The 17,164-nt window shown below is 73.1% G+C and carries 16 protein-coding genes; 11 read left to right on the top strand and 5 right to left on the bottom strand.

Annotated features, from left to right (window positions below):
• Positions 1 to 136 precede the first annotated feature (136 nt).
• The 3 genes from AB0C33_RS33765 to AB0C33_RS33755 all read left to right on the top strand — a co-directional run bounded on the left by AB0C33_RS33765 (position 137) and on the right by AB0C33_RS33755 (position 3,793).
• Positions 137 to 1,408 carry a DMT family transporter gene (locus AB0C33_RS33765; RefSeq protein ID WP_358294739.1) on the top strand — a complete coding sequence of 424 codons (1,272 nt, stop codon included), beginning with the start codon at positions 137 to 139 and terminating at the stop codon, positions 1,406 to 1,408.
• 196 nt (positions 1,409 to 1,604) lie between these two features.
• Positions 1,605 to 3,305 carry a tetratricopeptide repeat protein gene (locus AB0C33_RS33760; RefSeq protein ID WP_358294737.1) on the top strand — a complete coding sequence of 567 codons (1,701 nt, stop codon included), beginning with the start codon at positions 1,605 to 1,607 and terminating at the stop codon, positions 3,303 to 3,305.
• A 35-nt stretch (positions 3,306 to 3,340) separates the two neighbouring features.
• On the top strand, positions 3,341 to 3,793 hold the full coding sequence (locus tag AB0C33_RS33755) for a hypothetical protein (protein WP_358294735.1): 453 nt from the start codon (positions 3,341 to 3,343) through the stop codon (positions 3,791 to 3,793).
• A gap of 34 nt (positions 3,794 to 3,827) precedes the next feature.
• Here the strand turns inward: AB0C33_RS33755 and AB0C33_RS33750 are convergent, their stop codons facing one another.
• From AB0C33_RS33750 to AB0C33_RS33735, 4 genes are read right to left on the bottom strand one after another with little or no spacing between them, the layout of a single operon-like run.
• Positions 3,828 to 4,847, bottom strand: a complete 1,020-nt coding sequence (locus AB0C33_RS33750) for an ABC transporter ATP-binding protein (protein WP_358294734.1) — start codon at positions 4,845 to 4,847, stop codon at positions 3,828 to 3,830.
• The gene (locus AB0C33_RS33745) at positions 4,844 to 5,668 is read right to left on the bottom strand and encodes an ABC transporter permease subunit (RefSeq protein ID WP_358294732.1); all 825 of its coding nucleotides are present in this window, start codon (positions 5,666 to 5,668) and stop codon (positions 4,844 to 4,846) included. The genes AB0C33_RS33750 and AB0C33_RS33745 overlap by 4 nt, the downstream gene beginning before the upstream one ends.
• Positions 5,665 to 6,567 (bottom strand): ABC transporter permease subunit, encoded by a 903-nt coding sequence (locus AB0C33_RS33740; RefSeq protein WP_358294730.1) that lies wholly within the window; start codon positions 6,565 to 6,567, stop codon positions 5,665 to 5,667. Before AB0C33_RS33740 ends, AB0C33_RS33745 begins: the two co-directional genes overlap by 4 nt.
• Positions 6,564 to 7,649, bottom strand: a complete 1,086-nt coding sequence (locus AB0C33_RS33735) for an extracellular solute-binding protein (RefSeq protein ID WP_358294728.1) — start codon at positions 7,647 to 7,649, stop codon at positions 6,564 to 6,566. The genes AB0C33_RS33740 and AB0C33_RS33735 overlap by 4 nt, the downstream gene beginning before the upstream one ends.
• Before the next feature lie 230 nt (positions 7,650 to 7,879).
• Here AB0C33_RS33735 and AB0C33_RS33730 point away from each other — a divergent pair, with 230 nt between their 5' ends.
• From AB0C33_RS33730 to AB0C33_RS33710, 5 genes are all read left to right on the top strand, one after another.
• Positions 7,880 to 9,337 carry an aldehyde dehydrogenase family protein gene (locus AB0C33_RS33730; RefSeq protein WP_358294726.1) on the top strand — a complete coding sequence of 486 codons (1,458 nt, stop codon included), beginning with the start codon at positions 7,880 to 7,882 and terminating at the stop codon, positions 9,335 to 9,337.
• Positions 9,322 to 10,218 (top strand): CoA-transferase, encoded by an 897-nt coding sequence (locus AB0C33_RS33725; RefSeq protein ID WP_358294725.1) that lies wholly within the window; start codon positions 9,322 to 9,324, stop codon positions 10,216 to 10,218. The genes AB0C33_RS33730 and AB0C33_RS33725 overlap by 16 nt, the downstream gene beginning before the upstream one ends.
• On the top strand, positions 10,215 to 10,994 hold the full coding sequence (locus AB0C33_RS33720; protein WP_358294723.1) for a CoA-transferase: 780 nt from the start codon (positions 10,215 to 10,217) through the stop codon (positions 10,992 to 10,994). Before AB0C33_RS33725 ends, AB0C33_RS33720 begins: the two co-directional genes overlap by 4 nt.
• Complete coding sequence (locus tag AB0C33_RS33715; protein WP_358294722.1) at positions 10,991 to 11,809, top strand: citrate/2-methylcitrate synthase; 819 nt, start codon at positions 10,991 to 10,993, stop codon at positions 11,807 to 11,809. Before AB0C33_RS33720 ends, AB0C33_RS33715 begins: the two co-directional genes overlap by 4 nt.
• Positions 11,810 to 12,005: 196 nt before the next feature.
• Positions 12,006 to 13,157, top strand: a complete 1,152-nt coding sequence (locus tag AB0C33_RS33710) for a pyridoxal phosphate-dependent aminotransferase (RefSeq protein ID WP_358294720.1) — start codon at positions 12,006 to 12,008, stop codon at positions 13,155 to 13,157.
• A 7-nt stretch (positions 13,158 to 13,164) separates the two neighbouring features.
• Here AB0C33_RS33710 and AB0C33_RS33705 read toward each other — a convergent pair whose 3' ends face one another.
• Positions 13,165 to 14,910 (bottom strand): NmrA family NAD(P)-binding protein, encoded by a 1,746-nt coding sequence (locus AB0C33_RS33705; protein ID WP_358294718.1) that lies wholly within the window; start codon positions 14,908 to 14,910, stop codon positions 13,165 to 13,167.
• Between the two features lie 81 nt (positions 14,911 to 14,991).
• On the opposite strand from AB0C33_RS33705, the gene AB0C33_RS33700 reads away from it, so the two are divergent.
• Genes AB0C33_RS33700 through AB0C33_RS33690 form a run of 3 tightly spaced genes read left to right on the top strand, consistent with a single transcriptional unit; the run spans position 14,992 to position 17,164 of the window.
• A complete protein-coding gene (locus AB0C33_RS33700) occupies positions 14,992 to 15,618 on the top strand; it encodes a helix-turn-helix domain-containing protein (protein ID WP_358294716.1) in 627 nt (208 codons plus the stop codon).
• A 15-nt stretch (positions 15,619 to 15,633) separates the two neighbouring features.
• The gene (locus tag AB0C33_RS33695; RefSeq protein ID WP_358294714.1) at positions 15,634 to 16,413 is read left to right on the top strand and encodes a hypothetical protein; all 780 of its coding nucleotides are present in this window, start codon (positions 15,634 to 15,636) and stop codon (positions 16,411 to 16,413) included.
• Between the two features lie 10 nt (positions 16,414 to 16,423).
• Positions 16,424 to 17,164, top strand: a complete 741-nt coding sequence (locus AB0C33_RS33690; RefSeq protein WP_358294712.1) for an MBL fold metallo-hydrolase — start codon at positions 16,424 to 16,426, stop codon at positions 17,162 to 17,164.

Below are 17,164 nucleotides of genomic sequence, written 5' to 3'. Positions count from 1 at the left end.
CAGTAACCGCAGAAAGAGCTGTTTTCGCCGCCGCCGGTATGGATGTTTCGGGCCTGGAGTGAGGGTCTTAACTCCAAGTGGAACAGTAACCTCACCGGCTTCGCCGCGTGCTCTGGCGAATGCATTTAGTAGTGGCATGCTCTGCTCCATGGCAGGCATGCCCGCTCCCCGACCCCTCCTGGGAGCCGTGCTTCTGTTGTTCGTCAGCGCCGCTTGGGGGTCGGCGTTCCCGCTGATGAAGGATCTCATTCTCCGGTTACCGGTCGAGGATCTGCTCGCCGAGCGGTATCTCATCGCCGCGGTGACGCTGCTCGTCATCCGGCCGGGCTCGCTGCGGGGGCTGTCGCGCCGGACGTGGGTCAACGGGCTCGTGCTGGGGCTGCTGTTCGGCGTGGGGCAGACCGCCCAGGCGCTGGCGCTGCACAGCCTGCCCTCGGCGGTGTCGGGGTTCGCCGTCGGGTGCAGCGTGGTGATCACTCCGGTCCTGGCCCTGGTGATGTTCAGGAGCCGGGCGCCGCGGCGGGTGTGGGCCGGGGTGGTGCTCGCCATGGCGGGGATGACCGTGTTCACGCTGCTGCGCGGGGTCGAGGACCACGAGGTCTCGCTGCTCGCGCTCGGCGTCACGCTCACGGCCGCGGCGCTCTACTCGGCCCACACGCTCATGCTCGCCGAGCTGTCCAAGAAGGGCGAACGCTTCCACGCGTACGCGCTGACCACGATCCAGCTGTTCACGATCGGCATCCTCACCGGGGGCTTCGCGCTGCGCGGCGGGATCACGCTGCCGTCCAGCCTGCCCGACTGGGCGATCCTGGCGCACCTGGCCGTGGTGTCGTGCGCGCTGGGGTTCCTGGCCCGCTCGTACGGGCAGAAGCACGTGCCGGCCGTGCCCAGCGCGATCATGATGTCCTCGCAGCCCCTCTGGGTGGCCGCCATCGCGGTGATCTGGTTCCACGAGCAGGTGGGCTGGAGCATGGTGATGGGCGGCGGGCTGATGGCCGCGGCGATGCTGCTGGCCCTGCCCGAACGGGCGGCCGGGGGAAAAGTGAGCCGGCCGGGCAGGCGCGACCTGCTGGAGGTCTCCCGCCGTGCCGCGCTGGTGCTGGCCGACCTGCGGATCAAGCGTGAGGACCGGCTGCGGTTCGAGCCGGGGCCTGCGCCGTTCATCGCCAAGAGCGCGTGCAAGGACGTCGAGGCGTGCCCGTGGAACGCCCACGCGCTCAAGGGCGGCGGGGAGCCGAGCCTGGAGCGGTTGATCGAGCGGGCGACCGCGATCGTGCGCGCCAAGAAACTGCCCGGGCCGGGCTGCTGCCAGTCCGTCACGCTGGTAGGTCGGTGCCTGTGCACGTTGATGGAGGAATCGGAACAGGCGCGGGTCGCGGCGGTCGATCATTGGTTTCGGTCTCAATAGGCTGCGGGACGCACCCAAATGCCAGGTGCTTCTTATTCGTTAAACCGCCACTTATTCACCATAAATCTTGATATCCGGTTGGGTGTCCGAATAATGGATAGTCACACCCATCGGAGAGGCACGTCATGAAGCGCATCGTCGTCCGTAAGCCAGGCACCGCGAGGCTCGCAGGGACCGCAGGCGTCATTCACAAGGGGTGACCGAGGACAGGTCCCACCTCAGCGTCCAGGGCGGCCCACCCGCCCGATGGGGGGCCGTGCGGCTGCTGATGCCGGTCATCGACGCGCATCGCCGGCCGCGCGGCCCCTACACCGTGGGCGCCGCGCTGCTGCGGCACCTGGTGCCGGACGCCCCCCGCGAGCTGGTCGCGGCCCACGACATCGAGATCCGGGCGGTCGCGCCCGAGCTGGCCGGTCAGGTGCCCGTCCGGCGGACGACCATCGACGCCGGGCTGCCGGACGAGGAGCGCATCCTGGTGCCGGCGCCGCGCCGTACGTTGAGGCTGGCCAACGGGATCGCCGAGTTCGTCCGCGCGGCCGTGCGGCCGGGCGCGAGGCTCGCGGTGTGCAACGGCGCGCACGCCGACCCCACCGACACCGAGCTTCTCGACGTCCTGACCCGGCGGGTCCCGGCCGGCACGCTGGCCGTCACGGTCTACGCCGAGGGCCCCGAGCCGCCTGCCGACGAGCGCGGCGCCGACGAGCTGTGGGCCCTGGTGGACCGCTGCATGCGCGAGGGCTTCCTGCACGCTGCGGCCGAGCTGGGGCGGCTCGGCCTGGCCCGGACGGAACCGGGGGAGCCTGCGTGGTGGCGCTTCGCCCAGCGCACCGCCACCGCGCTCGGCGGGCTCGGCCGCGTCCAGGAGGCGCGGGAGCTGTGGGACCGGGCCCGCGCGGCCAGCCAGGACCCGGTCGTGCACGCCGCCGCCGCGTACGGCACGGCCATGCTCGACGCCCGCCACCCCGACCCGGCGCAGCGCGACCTGGGCCGGGCCCGCCGCTGGCTCAACGAGGCCATCGCCATCTCCGGGCTGCTGCCCGACCCCCTGGAACGGGCCTTCAAACTCGGCTTCGACCGCAACGGCCTGGCCCTGGTCGAGCTGCGGCACGGACGGCTGGAAGCCGCGCTGTCGCTGGTGGAGTCGGCCGTCGAGCTGGCCGGCGAGCTGGGCGACCGGCACCCGCTGCACCGGATGGTGCTGCTGACCAACCGCGCCCAGTTGCTCGGCGCGCTCGGCCACACCAAGGAGGCCCTGGAGGACTACACCGCCGCCATCGCCCTGGACCCCGGCTTCCCCGACACCTACCTGGAACGCGGCAACCTGCTGTTCCGCCTGGGGCAGCCGGAGGAGGCGCTGGCCGACTACGAACGGGCCATGCGGGCCGGGCCGCCGCTGCCCGAGGCGTACTACAACCGGGCGGAGCTGCGTACTGTGCGGGGCGACGTGGAGGGAGCGCTCGCCGACCTCGGCACGGTGATCGAGCTGGACCCCGGCTACCTGGACGCCTACGTCAACCGCGCCGGGCTGCTGGCGGCGGCGGAGCGGGACGAGGAGGCCAGGGCCGACGTCACGGCCGGGCTCGCCCGCGCGCCGGAGAACCCGCACCTGCTCACCGTGCTCGGCCAGCTGGAGACGGCGGCGGGCCGCTTCGACGAGGCCGCGGCGGCCCTCGACCTGGCCCTGGAGCGCGCCCCCGAGCTGGCCGCCGCCTGGGGCAACCGGGGCGTGCTGCGTTACGCCACGGGCGACGCCGAAGGCGCGCTCGCCGACCTGACCCGGGCCGTCGAGCTGGACCGGCAGCCCGACCTGTACGCCAACCGCGCCGTCGCCCTGCGCGCCCTGGGCAGGACCGCCGAGGCGGAGGCCGACGAGCTCCGCGCGGCCGCCTCCTCCTGACAGCGGCCTCTTCCTGACAGTGGGACGATTAATGCATGACGGGGCGTATTGGGCGAGCCGCGGGGGTGTGCGGGGCACTGGGGGTCTTGTGGTGGGCCACCGCCCGGCTGGCGTGGGCGGGCGTCGGCTGCGCCGACTGGGACTGCCTGGCCCCGGCCCTCGGCGCTCTCCTGGCGATCAGCCTGGTCATGCTCGCCGGAGCCGCGTACGTGCTGGAGCGCGTGGACGTGCGGCCCGCGCGGCGCGCCGCCCTGGTGGCCGCCGGGGCGGCGGTGGCGTTCTGGGCGGCCGGGAAGCTGCTGCCGTCGGTGCCGTACACCGCCGCGCAGGCCGTGGGCGCCGCGGTCGTGTTCGCCGGGGCGGGGGCCGTCGCGGCGTTCGTGACCGGGCCGGGGCTCGCGTTGCGGTGGCGGGTGCTGATCGCGCTGGCGCTGGCCGGCGTGCCGTGCGGGGTGTTCGCCGTGCTCTGGTTCGGGCTCGGCGGCTGACGCCCCGGCCCGGTACCGGCGGCCCCGGGCCGGGTCAGGCGGGGAACACCTGGACGTGGTCGGCGGCGACCCGCAGGCGCACCTCGTCCCCTGGCGACAGGCCGGCGGCGGCCCTGGACGGCACGTCGGCGAAGATCACCGAGGGGCCCGCCTGGGCGTACACGCGGGTGGTGGCGCCGAGGAACACCGTCACGTCGACGACCGCCCGCGCGCCGGGGCCGTCCGCGGCCAGCTCGACGTCCTCGGGGCGGAACATGCACAGGACGCGCGGCGCGGGCGCCTCGACGTCGAACGCGCCGCCCGCGGTGACCCGGCCGCCGACCGCGTCGAGTTCGAGGGTGTTGCGGTTGCCGACGAAGCCGGCGGCGAAGCGGGTGGAGGGCGCGGTGTAGATCTCCGCGGGCGGCCCGCACTGCTCGATGTCGCCGGCGTTCATCACCGCGACCCGGTCGGAGATGGCCAGGGCCTCGGCCTGGTCGTGGGTGACGAAGACGGTGGTGATGCCGACCTGGTGCTGGATGCGGCGCACCTCGTCGCGCAGGCGGTGGCGGACCTGGGCGTCCAGGGCGGACAGGGGCTCGTCCAGCAGCAGCACCTCGGGCCGGGGGGAGAGCGCGCGGGCCAGGGCGACGCGCTGCTGCTGGCCGCCGGAGAGCTGGTTCGGCAGGCGGTCGGCGAGGTGGTCGAGGCCGACGAGGTCGAGCATCTCGGCCACGCGGTCCCTGACCTCCTCCTTCGGCCGCTTCCTGACGGTCAGGGGGAAGGCGACGTTGCCGCCCACGGTGAGGTTCGGGAACAGCGCGTAGGACTGGAAGACCATGCCGATGGGCCGCTTGCGCACCGGCACGCCGGCCATGTCGGCGCCGCCGATCGTCAGCCGCCCGCCGTCGAACCCGGTCAGGCCCGCGATGCAGCGCAGCAGCGTGGTCTTGCCGCAGCCCGACGGGCCGAGCAGGGCCAGCAGCTCACCCTGCTCGACGCTGACGCTCACGCCGTTCAGCGCGGTGTGCCCGGCGTAGCGCTTGGTGATGCGGTCGAGTACGACGTGGCTCATGGAGTGGTGCCCTTCTGGACCGGAGCGGTGGCCATGGACGCGCTCACCCGGCCGCGGCCGAGCCAGACGACCAGCGCGGACAGCGCGAACAGCAGGCCGAAGGTGAAGATGGTGACGACGGCCAGCGCGTTGGGGTCGCCGAGCGTCCGGGACACGAACTGCCTGGCCGACCAGAGCGGCAGCGTCTCGTAGCTGACGCCGGTGAGGATCTTGGCGAGCGCGAACTCGTTCATGGCGGTCGCGATGACCAGCAGCGCGCCGGAGACGACGCCGCCGCGGATCGCCGGGAGGATCACGCCGACCAGCGTGCGGGCGGGCCCGGCGCCGCACGTGGCGGCGGCCTCGCTGAGCTGGACGGCCCCCGCCGCCAGCAGCGAGCTCTCCACCGCCCGGTACATGAACGGGAACGCGATCGCCGCGGTGGCCGCGGCCAGCAGCCAGAACGTGCCGAACAGCTCGGGCGCGACCGACTTGGTGACGAGCTGGAGCCCCGCCCCGACGACCACCCACGGGACGGCGAACGGGATCACCGCGACCGTCTGGACGATCGACCCGATGCGCGGGTTGTGCACGACCGACCAGTACGCGGCCGGCACCACCAGTACGATCTCGATCACCACGACGACCGCCGAGAGCACGAGCGAGCGGCCGAGCGCGGCCATGACGTCCGGCTCGGCGAACACGCCGGCCCAGTGGGCCAGGGTGTAGCCGTCGGGCAGCGGGGTGTCGGTCCAGCGGGTGGCCACCGAGTACAGCAGGGCGGCCAGCAGCGGCAGCCCGAAGTAGACCGCCAGCAGGCCGAGGAAGACGCGCCGTCTCACAGCCACCTCACAGCGCGCCTGAGCGAGATCCGGTAGAGCAGCGTCGCCCCGATGGCCAGGATCATGAGCAGCACCGACAGCACGGCGGCCCGGCCGAGGCCGAACACCGAGGACTCCAGCGTGCTGCCGATCTGCAGGGTGATGAGCTTGGTCGCGCTGGGGGAGGAGCCGATGGCGTACGCGACGGCGTAGACGCCGATCGTCCAGGTGAAGACCAGCAGCCAGCCCGCGATGACGAACGGCGCGAGCACCGGCAGGCCGACGTAGCGCCAGAACTGCCACCGGGTGGCGTGGCAGACCGCGGCGGCCTCCTGCCAGTCGTCCTTGAGCACGCTGAGCGCGGGCAGCGTGAGCAGCACGAACATCGGGACGTTGAAGTACAGGTAGACGACGTTCATGCCGTTGAAGGAGCCGAGCGAGGGGAACGGGTTGTCCTCGATCCCGAACAGGCCCTTGAGCACGAGCGTCAGCATGCCGGTCGAGCCGATCAGCGCGACGAAGCCGAACGCCAGGCCGATGCCGGCGAAGTTCGAGGCGACGTTCATCAGCGACAGCCAGAAGGCCCGGCCGCCCAGGCGCATCCGGGTGATCAGCCAGGCGGCGGGCGCGCCGAGCGCGGTGGCCAGGGTGGCCTGGGTCAGGCCGAGCGCGAGCGAGCCGCCGATGGCCTGGCGGTCCACCGGGTTCCGCGCCACCTTGACGATGTGGTCGAAGCCGTAGCCGCCGTCCGGCAGGGCGAAGGTGTCGTGCAGCAGCCGCAGCGCCGGCAGCACCAGCGTGGCCAGTGTGAACAGCAGCAGCGGCAGGGCCGGGCCCCAGGCGGTGAACAGCCTGCCCGGGGCCCTGCGGCGCACGGCGGCCGGGGGAGCCGCCACGGACTCCGTGATGTGGGACGTCACGCGAGGACCTTCGCCTCCCAGTCGGCGACGATCTGCTCGGGATTGACCTTCGTGATCTCGATCTCCTTGACCGGCGTGTACGACTCCTCGGGCAGCCAGTTGGCCTTGGCGTCGGCCGGCAGCCGCAGGTCGCCGTTGAGGGCGCGGACCGGCCGGGCGCCGAACTTGGCGAACAGCGTCTGGGCCTCGTCGGAGAGCACGTAGTCGAGCAGGCCCTTGAGGAAGTCGCCCTTGGCCGTGTTGTACTTGTTGATCATCATTCCGGACGGCGACCAGACCGAGCCGTCGGAGGGGATGATCACCTCCACGTTGACGTTCTTGGCCTTCAGCGCGGACTTCTGGGCCAGGCCGTTGAAGTCGTAGTTGATCTGGATCGGGGCCTCGCCTTTCTCCAGGGTCTCCTCGCTCATCTTGACGTCGCTGAGGTTGCCGGCGTCCTTGAGCTTCTTGAAGTAGGTGTAGGCGGGGGTCAGGTCGTCCACCGAGCCGCCGTTGGCGACCGCGGCGGCGACGACCATGGCCTGGCCGGTGCCGGAGGAGGCCGGGTTCTTGATGGCGATCTGGCCCTTGTACTCGGGCTTGAGCAGGTCCTGCCAGCTCTTGGGCGGGTTGCTCACCTTGTCGGTGTTGACGACGAACGCGGGCGCGCCGACGAACGTGGCGACCCAGCCGCCCTTGCCCTTCTGCCAGTCCTTCAGCTTGGCCGCCGACGGCGGCAGGTACGCCGGCACCACGCCCTTGGCCTCGGCCACCGGCCCCCACATGAGGCCGATGTCGCTGGCCGTGCCGATCGGGTTGTCCTTCTCGGCGTCGAACTTGACGATCTCCTCCGAGGAGGACATGTCGGTGTCCTTGTGGGCGCAGGTGCCCTGGTACTTGGCGCAGAACGTCTTGACGACCTCGCCGTAGTTGGCCCAGTCGGGGGCCAGGCCGTAGGTCGGCAGGTCCTTGCCCTGGGCGGCGATCTTGCCGGTGTCCGGGGCGGCGGACCAGTCGTATTCACCGGCGCCGGCCGAACTGCCGCACGCGGTGAGGGCGAAAAGGGATGAGGCGGCAATTACCGCCCATGTGCGATGCTTCATATGGACCCTCGGTTAATTCCGGGTGAATTCGACAAGTGCCGTGAGCAGGTCTTTTCCCCGGCATGTCTAGTGCAGCGGAACGGTCCGGCCAATGCGTGATTTGCCTATCGCCGCTATAGGCGGAGCCATATAACGGCTGCCTATCGGGGGCATCGGTCTAATCCCCCTTGTCCGGAACATCCCAGGCCGTGAGGCTTTGCGGTATCAGAAGTTGACCGGAAAGGAACCCGATGGCGACGATCCCGAGTCGCTACCTGCTCAACCACATCGGCGGCGAATGGCGTGCCCCCGAGAGCGGGCAGACCCGGCCGAACATCAACCCCGGCGACCTCTCCGACCACATCGGGGACTTCGCCGAGTCCGGTGGCGCGGACGTCGAGCTGGCCGTGGAGGCCGCCGCGGCGGCGATGCCGGAGTGGAAGGGACTCGGGCCGATCAAGCGCGCCGAGTACCTGCGCGCCGCCGAGCGCCTGATCGAGGAGCGGGCCGAGGACTTCGCCCAGGCGATCACGCGTGAGCAGGGCAAGCTCATCAAGGAGGCGCGCGGCGAGGTCAGGCGGGCCCTGGCCATCCTCGACTTCACCGCGGGCGAGGGGCGCAGGCTGAAGGGCGAGACGCTGCCCGCCGAGGAGCCGCGCACGTTCTCCTACACCTTCCGCGCGCCCATCGGCGTGGTCGGCCTGGTGACGCCGTGGAACTTCCCGCTCGCCATCCCCATGTGGAAGGTCGCCCCGGCGCTGCTGGCCGGGTGCGGGGCGGTGCTCAAGCCGTCGCCGTTCACGCCGCTGACCTCCGCGCTGCTGGTGGAGGCGTTCGTGGACGCGGGCGTCCCGGCCGGGGTGCTCAACCTCGTGCAGGGCGACATCGCGGCGGGCGAGGCACTGGTGACGCACCCGCGCGTGGCCGGGATCAGCTTCACCGGCTCGCTGCCCGTGGGCCTGGCCATCCACCAGGCCGGCGCGCCGCGGCTGCTGCGCACCCAGCTCGAACTGGGCGGCAAGAACGCGGTCCTGGTGCTCGCGGACGCCGACCTGGACAAGGCGGTCAAGGCCACCGTGTTCGGCGCGTTCGGGCAGTCGGGGCAGCGGTGCAGCGCCACCTCCCGGGTGATCGTCGACCGGGCCGTCAAGGAGGAGTTCCTGTCGCGGCTGGTCGCCGAGGTGGCCCGGCTCAAAGTGGGGCCGGGCCTGTCGGAGGAGGCCACGATCGGCCCGGTCGTGAACGAGACCCGCATGCGCGCCTGCCTGGACGCGGTCAAGGCCGCGCAGGAGGCCGGGGCCAAGATCGCCATCGGCGGCGAGCGGCACACCGAGGGCGTGCCCGAGGGCTGCTACGTGCAGCCGACCGTGCTGCGCGACGTGCCCTGGGACAGCGAGATCGCCCAGGAGGAGATCTTCGGCCCGGTGTTGTCCGTGGTGGACTGCGACGGCTTCGACGACGCCATGCGCATCTCCAACTCGGTCAAGTACGGCATGAGCGGCACGATCTTCACGCAGGACCCGGCGACCATCTTCGAGGCCCTGGACCGCTTCGAGGCGGGCATGCTGCACGTCAACCGGCCCGGCGTCGGCGCGTACGCGCACCTGCCGCACATGGGCGCCAAGCTGTCGCAGTTCGGCCCGCCCGAGTGCTCGCCGCAGGTCTGGGACTTCTACACCGAGTGGCGGTCGGCGTGCATAAGTTACTGACGGCCGCCGAGGCCGTCGCCCGGCACGTCCCCGCCGGGGCCGTCGTCGGGATGGGCGGTCAGAACATCAACCGGTGCCCGATGGCGCTGGTGCACGAGGTGATCAGGCAGGGGATCGGCGGGCTGACCGTGGTCGGCTGCAACCTGTCCCTGCCGCTCGACATGCTGGTGGCCGCGGGCCTGGTGGCCCGCACCGAGCAGGGCACCGGCAACCTGGAACGTTACGGCACGCTGTTCGCCTGGCGCCGGGCCGTCGAGCGCGGCGAGGTCGGCGTCGGCGACCACTCGCACCTGGCGATGGCCACCCGCTTCGCGGCCGGGGCGGTCGGGGTGCCCTTCCTGCCGACGCGCAGCCTGCTCGGCACCGACCTGCTGGCCGACCTCGTCTCGGACGGGGTGGCGGTGGAGTCGGCCGATCCGTGGACGGGGCAGCCGGTCGTGCTGCTGCGGGCGATGACGCCGGACGTGGCCATCATCCACGCGAACCGCGCCGACCTGGCCGGGAACGTCGTGATCGAGGGGGTCACCTCCCACGAGGTGGACATGGTCAGGGCCGCCCGCGCCACGATCGTGTCGGCCGAGGAGGTGCTGCCCGCCGGGGCGTTCGCCGACCGGCCCGAGCGGGTCACCATCCCGGAGGCGTACGTGACGGCGGTCGTCCATCAGCCCTTCGGCGCCTTCCCGACCTCCGTCTACCGCGCGTACGACTTCGCCGAGCCGGAGATCAAGGAGTACCAGGCGCTGGGCCGGACCGGGGACGACGAACTGCGCGAGTGGATCGGGGCCAACCTGGGCGCGTCCTTCGACGACTACCTCAGGGCCCGCGACCCGGCGGGCACGCTCAGGGCCGGGCTGACCGAGCAGATGGGGAGGCTGGTGTGAGCGCGGAGTGGACCGCCCTGCCGAGGGAACTGCTGGTCGTCGAGGGCGCCCGGCAGATCCGCGACGGCGACCTGGTGATCGTCGGCACCGGCCTGCCGCTGCTGGCCGCCACGCTCGCCCAGCGCACCCACGCGCCGGAGGCCAAGCTCGTCATCGAGTCGGGGGTGATGTTCCCGAAGGTCGTGCCGACGCCGGTGTCCGTGGTCGATCCGCGGCTGATGCGCGGCGCCGCGCGGCACGGGTCGCTGTTCGAGGCGCTGGGCGGGCTGGTGCAGCGCGGGCTGGTCCGTACGGGGTTCCTCGGCGGGGCCCAGGTGGACGAGTACGCCAACATCAACTCCACCTGGGTCCCCAGACCGGACGGCTCGCGGGTGCGGCTGCCCGGCAGCGGCGGCGCCAACGACATCGCCAGCCACTGCCGGCAGGTGGTGATCCTGACCGACCACGAGAAGCGGCGCTTCCCCGCCCGCTGTGACTACGTCACCAGCCCGGGGTTCCTGGGCGGGCCGGGGGAGCGGGCCAAGGCCGGGCTCGGGCCGTTGCGCGTCAAGGTCGTCACCGACCTGTGCGTGATGGAGGCCGAGGACTCGGCGCTGACCGTGACGGCGCTCATGCCGGGGGCGAGCGTCACGGACGTACTGGACAACACCGGCTTTACCCCGAAATTTCGGGATTCATTGGAAATTGTGGTGCCGTCGGCCCCCGAGGACCTCCGCCTGCTGCGCGAGGAGATCGACCCGGCGTGCGTGTACTTCCCTGAAAGGAAAGCCCGTTGACCGACAAGAAGCCGTTCGCCTGGGAGACGGCGATCGCCTGGAAGAACAAGGACCGGATCGTCGTACGCGGGTACGACGTGAACGAGCTGACCGGCAACATCTCCTTCGCCGAGCACTTCCACCTGGTGCTGCGCGGCGAGCTGCCGACCCCCGAGGTGGGCCGGATGACCGAGGCGATCCTGGTGAACATGGCCGAGCACGCCATGTCGCCCTCCTCGGCCACCGTGCGCTTCGCCACCTCCGGCGGCGCCGAGCTGAACGCGGCCGTCGCGGCGGGCGTCGCCGGCATCGGCCGCCTGCACGGCACCGCCGACCGGCCCGCCGAGATGTTCCTCGCGGTCGGTGAGCGGGCCGAGCGCGACGGGCTGAGCGACGAGGAGGCCGCCGCCAAGGTCGTCGCCGAGATGCGCGAACGCCGCGAGCGCATGCCCGGGTTCCACCACGCCCAGCACATCCGCGACCCGCGCACGGTCCGCCTGCTGGAGCTCTCGGACGAGCTGGGCGTCACCGGCCGGTACGTCCGCATCGCCCGCGCGATGGAGGACGCCACCGAGGGCGTCTTCGGCCGCCGCGTCTGGCTCAACGGCCCCGGTTCGATGGGCTGCGTCGGCCTCGACATGGGATACGAGCCGCTCCAGCTCAAGGCCATGTTCATCGTGTGCCGGTCGTTGTCGCTGTGCGCGCACTCGATCGAGGAGATGACCAGGGAGAAGGGCTGGCGGGCCTCCGCCAACTCCGACATGGTCCAGCCGCTGGACCTGTCGATGCAGGGGCCGGACCACTACGACGGCCCGGCCGACCGCACCCTGACCTGACCCGACCTGACCCGACCTGACCCGACCTGACCCGACCTGACCCGACCTGACCCGACCTGACCCGGCTTGGGCCGCCACTGGCCGACCCGGCCGCCGACGGCGCCTCCGTGCCGCCCCTTGACACCCGCGTCCCCACTGGAGGAGCGTGGGTGCCCCAAGGTGTTCCATATACGGAACGATGCATGGAGGTGCGGTCATGCGGCCCAATTCCCGGTTCGCGCAGGTGCAGCCGTTCGACATCGACAAGGTGGCCGCGGCCGCCGGGGCGGACGCCGACGTCCTGCGCCTGGAGAACCTCGACACCGACGTCCCGCCCCCGCCGTCCGCCGTGGCGGCGACCAGGCGGTCACTGGAGGAGGGGACGGGCAACAGCTGGCTGCCGTTCACCGGGCTGCCGGTGTTGTGCCAGGCGGTCGCCGCAGAGCTGCGGGCGCGTACCGGGCTCGACTACGACCCCTTGCGGCAGGTGTGCATCACCTCCGGCGGGACGTCGGCGGTGATGCCCGTGCTGCTGGCCACGACCGAGCCGGGCGAGCCCGTGCTGCTCACCGACCCCACCTACGCCGGCCTGCTGCAGCGGGTGCGGCTGTCGGGCGCGCGTCCCCACCTGGTGCCGCTGCTGGTGCAGGACGGGCGCTGGCGGCTGGACCGCGAGGCGCTCGCCCGGGTGCCCGCCGCGGCGGCGCTGCTGCTGATGAGCCCGTCGATGCCGTCGGGCGTGGTCTTCGACCGGGAGGACTGGCAGGCGGTCGCGCGGGTGTGCGAGCGCACGGGCGCGTACCTGATCTACGACGCCGCCATGGAGCGCATCGTCTTCGACGGACACCCGCGGATCAACCCCTGCCAGGTGGACGGCCTGGCCGAGCGCACGATCATCATCGGCTCGATGTCCAAGGAGTACCGGATGATCGGCTGGCGGATCGGCTGGGTCGCCGGCCCGGCCGACATCATGTCCCGGATCATGGTCGCGACCATCTACAACACCACCGTGGCCAGCGGATACCACCAGTACGGCGCCGCCGCCGCGCTCACCGACCCGGCGGGCGCGGGGGTGGCGGAGGCGGCGGCCGAGTACCAGGCCCGCCACGACACCGTGCTCGCCCAGCTCGACGGGCTGCCGGTGGTCCGGGCCGGCGGCGGCTGGTCCGTCCTGGTGGACGCCGAAGCCATGGGGCTGACCGCCGAGGACCTGTCGGCCCGCCTGCTGGACCGCGGACGCGTGGCGGCCACCCCCATGACGGCCTGGGGCGAGAGCGTGGCCCCCCGGTACGTCCGCCTCGTCTACAGCGCCGAGCCGGTCGGCCGCCTGTCGGAGCTGCGGGCCCGCTTCGAGGCGGCGCTGTCCTGACCCGGGGTCAGCGGGCAAGCCGGTCGCGCAGGAAGGACTCGAACGTGCGCAGGCCGGGGTGGCGGGAGCGGAGCGCGGCGATGTCGGCCTGGTAGCCGCTCTCCAGGAACCACTCGTACATGCGCTCCCCGCCGGGCGCGGTCTGCTCGAACCGGGTGGGCGTGCCGGTGACCCGCTGGTAGACCGCGGCGATCTCGGCGCCGGTGAGCTCCTCGCTCGCGATCTCCAGCGCCCGGCCCGCGTACTCCGCCGGACGCTCGAACGCCTCCGCCGCGAAGTGGGCGATGTCCTCGGGCGCGACGAGCTGCATGCGCCGGAACGGCAGCGCGATGACCCGCTCGTCCCCGGCGGGCTCGGCGTAGTACAGCAGGTTCGTCATGAAGAACGCCGGACGCAGCACCGTCGCCCGCAGGCCCAGCCCGGCGACGTGCCGCTCGATCGCCCACTTGCTCGCGAAGTGCTCGATGCCGGTGTCGCGTTCGGCGCCGCCGACCGAGCTGTAGACCAGGTGCGCCAGGCCCAGCCCGGCGGCCAGGTCGGCGACCGCGACGCCCTGGCGCACCTCGCGGGCCAGCTCCTCCTCCGTCACGGCCAGGGCCTGCACGCTGAACACGCCGTGCACGCCGGTCATGGCCGTCCGGAGCGAGGCGGGGTCGTCCAGGTCGCCCTTGGCCAGGGTGGCGCCGAGCGCGGCCAGGGCCTGGGCGGCGTCCGAGGCGGGGTCCCTGACCAGGGCGCGGACCGTCCAGCCGCGGGCCAGCAGGGTCCGGGCCACCGCGCCGCCCTGGTTGCCGGTGGCGCCGGTGACCAGGACCGTCCTGGCCCGCGCGGGCAGCAGCAGGGTCTTCCCGGTGACCGCGCGGGCCTCGACGGCGGCGTGCGCCTCGGCCGCCGACTCCAGGGGAAGCACGTTGCCGACCGTGGGACTCAGGCGGCCGGCCGCGGCCAGCTCCAGGGCCTCGCGGGCCAGCTCGCGCGGGTCGGCCGCGGGCCAGGCGACGGCGGTCACCCGGGGCTCGGGGGTGGTCATGGGGCCGCCGGCCATGCCGTACACGCTGAGCCGGCCGCCGTCCTTCAGCAGGTCCTGCGCCTGGGCGCCGATCTCGCCGCCCACGCCGTCGAAGACGACGTCCAGGCCGCCGGTCGCGGCGCGCACCTCCTCGGCCCAGCCCGGGGCGGTGTAGTCGACCGTCAGCTCGGCGCCGAGGCGCGCGGCCAGCTCGCGCTTGGCGGCGCTGCCGGCCGCGCCGACCACGCGCGCCCCCGCGGCGCGGGCGAGCTGCACCAGCAGGCTGCCCACCCCGCCGCCGGCCGCCTCCACCAGCACCCACTCGCCGGGCCGCGGCGCGGCGGCGCGGACCAGCCCCACGGCGGTGCGCCCGTCGGCCAGCAACGCCACGGCCTCGCGCGGCGACAGCCCGGCGGGCACCGGGATCAGGTCCTCGGCGGCGGCCACCGCCAGCTCGGCGTAGCCGCCGTACCCGCCGAGCGTGGTGACCACCTGGGAGCCCGTCAGCGCCGCGGGCACGCCCTCCCCCACCGCCAGGACGGTGCCCGCCACCCCGTTGCCCAGGACCGCGGGCAGCTCGGCCGCGCGCGGCCCGCGTCCGGCGCGCACCTGTGTCTCGACGAACGTGACGCCCGCGACCGCCACCTCGACCAGCACCTGACCCGGCCCCGGGACGGGGTCGGGCACCTCCTCCACCACGAGCGATCCCGGGCCGCCGAGCTCCCGCAACACCACCGCACGCATGACAGACCTCCTTAATCGGAGCGCTGCGCTCCGGAAAGAACGGTATATCGGAGCGCACCGCTCCGCAATATCCTGTACGGCATGGCAGGACGCGGCAGGCAGGCCGAGGCGGCGCGGAACGATCTGCGGCTGCTCCAGGCGGCCCACGAGGTGTTCACGACCCAGGGGTTCGACGCGCCGGTCTCGGCCATCGCCAGGCAGGCGGGCGTCGGCATGGGCAGCCTCTACCGGCGCTACCGCACCAAGGAGGAGCTGCTCCAGCGGCTGTGCCTGATCGCCATGGAACGCGTGGTCGACAACCTGGAGTCGGCCCTGGCCGAGCCCGACCCGTGGACCGGGCTGGAGGCGTACGTGCGCGCCTGCGTCGCCGGCCGCTCCGGCGCGCTGGCCCCGGTGGCGGGCACGATCGAGGTCACCGACGAGATGTGGCGCACCTCCCGCCGGGCCACCGAGCTGGCCGGCACCCTCGTCGCCAGGGCCCGCGAGGCCGGCGCGCTGCGGCCCGACGTGACCACGCTCGACGTCTCGCTGCTCATCGAGCAGTTCAGCAGGCCCGCCCCCGGCCCGCCGAGCGAGGAGCACCAGCAGGTCAAGGAGCGCCTGCTGGCCATCGCGCTCGACGGCCTGCGCGCCCCCGGCGCGACCCCGCTGCCCGGCGAGCCACCGAGCGCCGAGTGGTACGAAGGGCGCTGGCGGACCTCCCCGTAGGTCTACGGTGGGACGGTGGCCTTCAATGACCTGCTGAAAGACCTCCAAGACAGCGCCGGAGCACAGGCGGCGGGCATCAGGCGCGGCTACGGCGGCCCGCCCGCCCGGACGATGAGCGTGCGCTCCGGCCCGGCCCGGTTGCGCTGCGCCTCGCTGCTCAAGCCGCTCTACGCCTGGGTGGCCGCCGACCACATCGACGACGCCGACCGCTGGCGCCGCCACGCCGAGCCCGCCGTGGTCGTCTCCTCCAACGCCGACACGCTCAGCCTCTGGCTGTCCATCGGCCCCCGCGTGCTGCTGGACGACCTCTACCGGCGCACCGGCGTCCGGTGGGCCCAGCCGGGCGGCGACCCGTCGCGCTTCGGCTCGGTGGAGGTCTCGGCCGAGGAGGTCGCCGCCGCCTACGCCGTGTTCGCGCAGGCCGCGGCGGCGGGCGACCCGGTGGCGGCCACCGTCCTGGCGTGGATGCGGCAGGTGGCGGGCGAGCAGACGTTCGGCGCCCGCGAGGCGCTCGGCTCGCCCGAGGCCGGCGTCAAGTGCGGCTGGTACGGCGCCCCCGACGAGACCTGCCTGCGCACCCACGCCGTCGCCGTCCTGCCGCGCGGCGGCACCCGGGCCACCGTGGTCGTAGCGATGACCGCGCTGCCCTACACCGGCGAGCGCGACCGCGAGTCCTACCACGCCCGCATCGCCCAGGGGCTGCCGGTCGAGTCCGTGCACGAGGGCCTGGCCGGGCCGCTGCTGCGGGGCCTGATGTCCACCACGCTGGCCGAGCTGGGGCACAAGCCCCGATAAGGTCGTGATCGTGCTGATCACAGTGCTGGGCGGATGCGGGGCTTGGCCGGCGGCGGGCCAGGCGTGCAGCGGTTATCTGGTCGAGCACGACGGTTTCCGCGTGCTCGTCGATCCCGGCTACGCCACGCTGCCGCGGCTGCTCGAAACGACGCCGGCGGAGCGGATCGACGCCGTCCTGGTCAGCCACGGCCATCCCGACCACTGCTGCGACCTCAACCCGCTGCTGCGCGCCCGCGCCCTGGGCGACGCCCCGCCGGCCGCGCTGCCCGTGCACGCGCCGCCCGGCGCGCTCGACGCCGTGCTCGCGCTCGACCGACGCGGCATGCTGGCCGGCAGCTTCGAGCTGCACGACCTGGAGCCGGGCAGGCCGCGCGAGATCGGCCCCTTCCGGCTCGACGCCTTCTCGCTGCCGCACCATGTGCCCAACGCCGGGCTGCGGCTGAGCGTGGGCGGCCGGGTGATCGCCTACACCGGCGACACCGGCCCGTCCACCGACCTCGTCACGCTGGCCGCGGGCGCCGACCTGCTGGTGGCCGAGGCCACCTATCCCGAGCAGGTGCCCGGCGAGGACGCCCCCTACCTGTCCAGCGCCGCCGACGCGGGCCGCACCGCCGCGGCGGCCGGGGTCGCCCGGCTGCTGCTCACCCACCTGTGGCCCGGCACCCGGCCCGAGCCGGCGCTGGCGGCGGCGGCCAGGTCCTACCAGGGCGACCTCGCGGTGGCCACGGCGGGCCGCACGATCGAGCTGTAG

Origin of the sequence: Nonomuraea sp. NPDC048881, from assembly GCF_040649795.1 — a bacterium.
Classification (GTDB): domain Bacteria; phylum Actinomycetota; class Actinomycetes; order Streptosporangiales; family Streptosporangiaceae; genus Nonomuraea.
The sequence above is the reverse complement of the archived record's forward strand: the minus strand, read 5'-3'. Positions and strand labels throughout refer to the sequence as shown.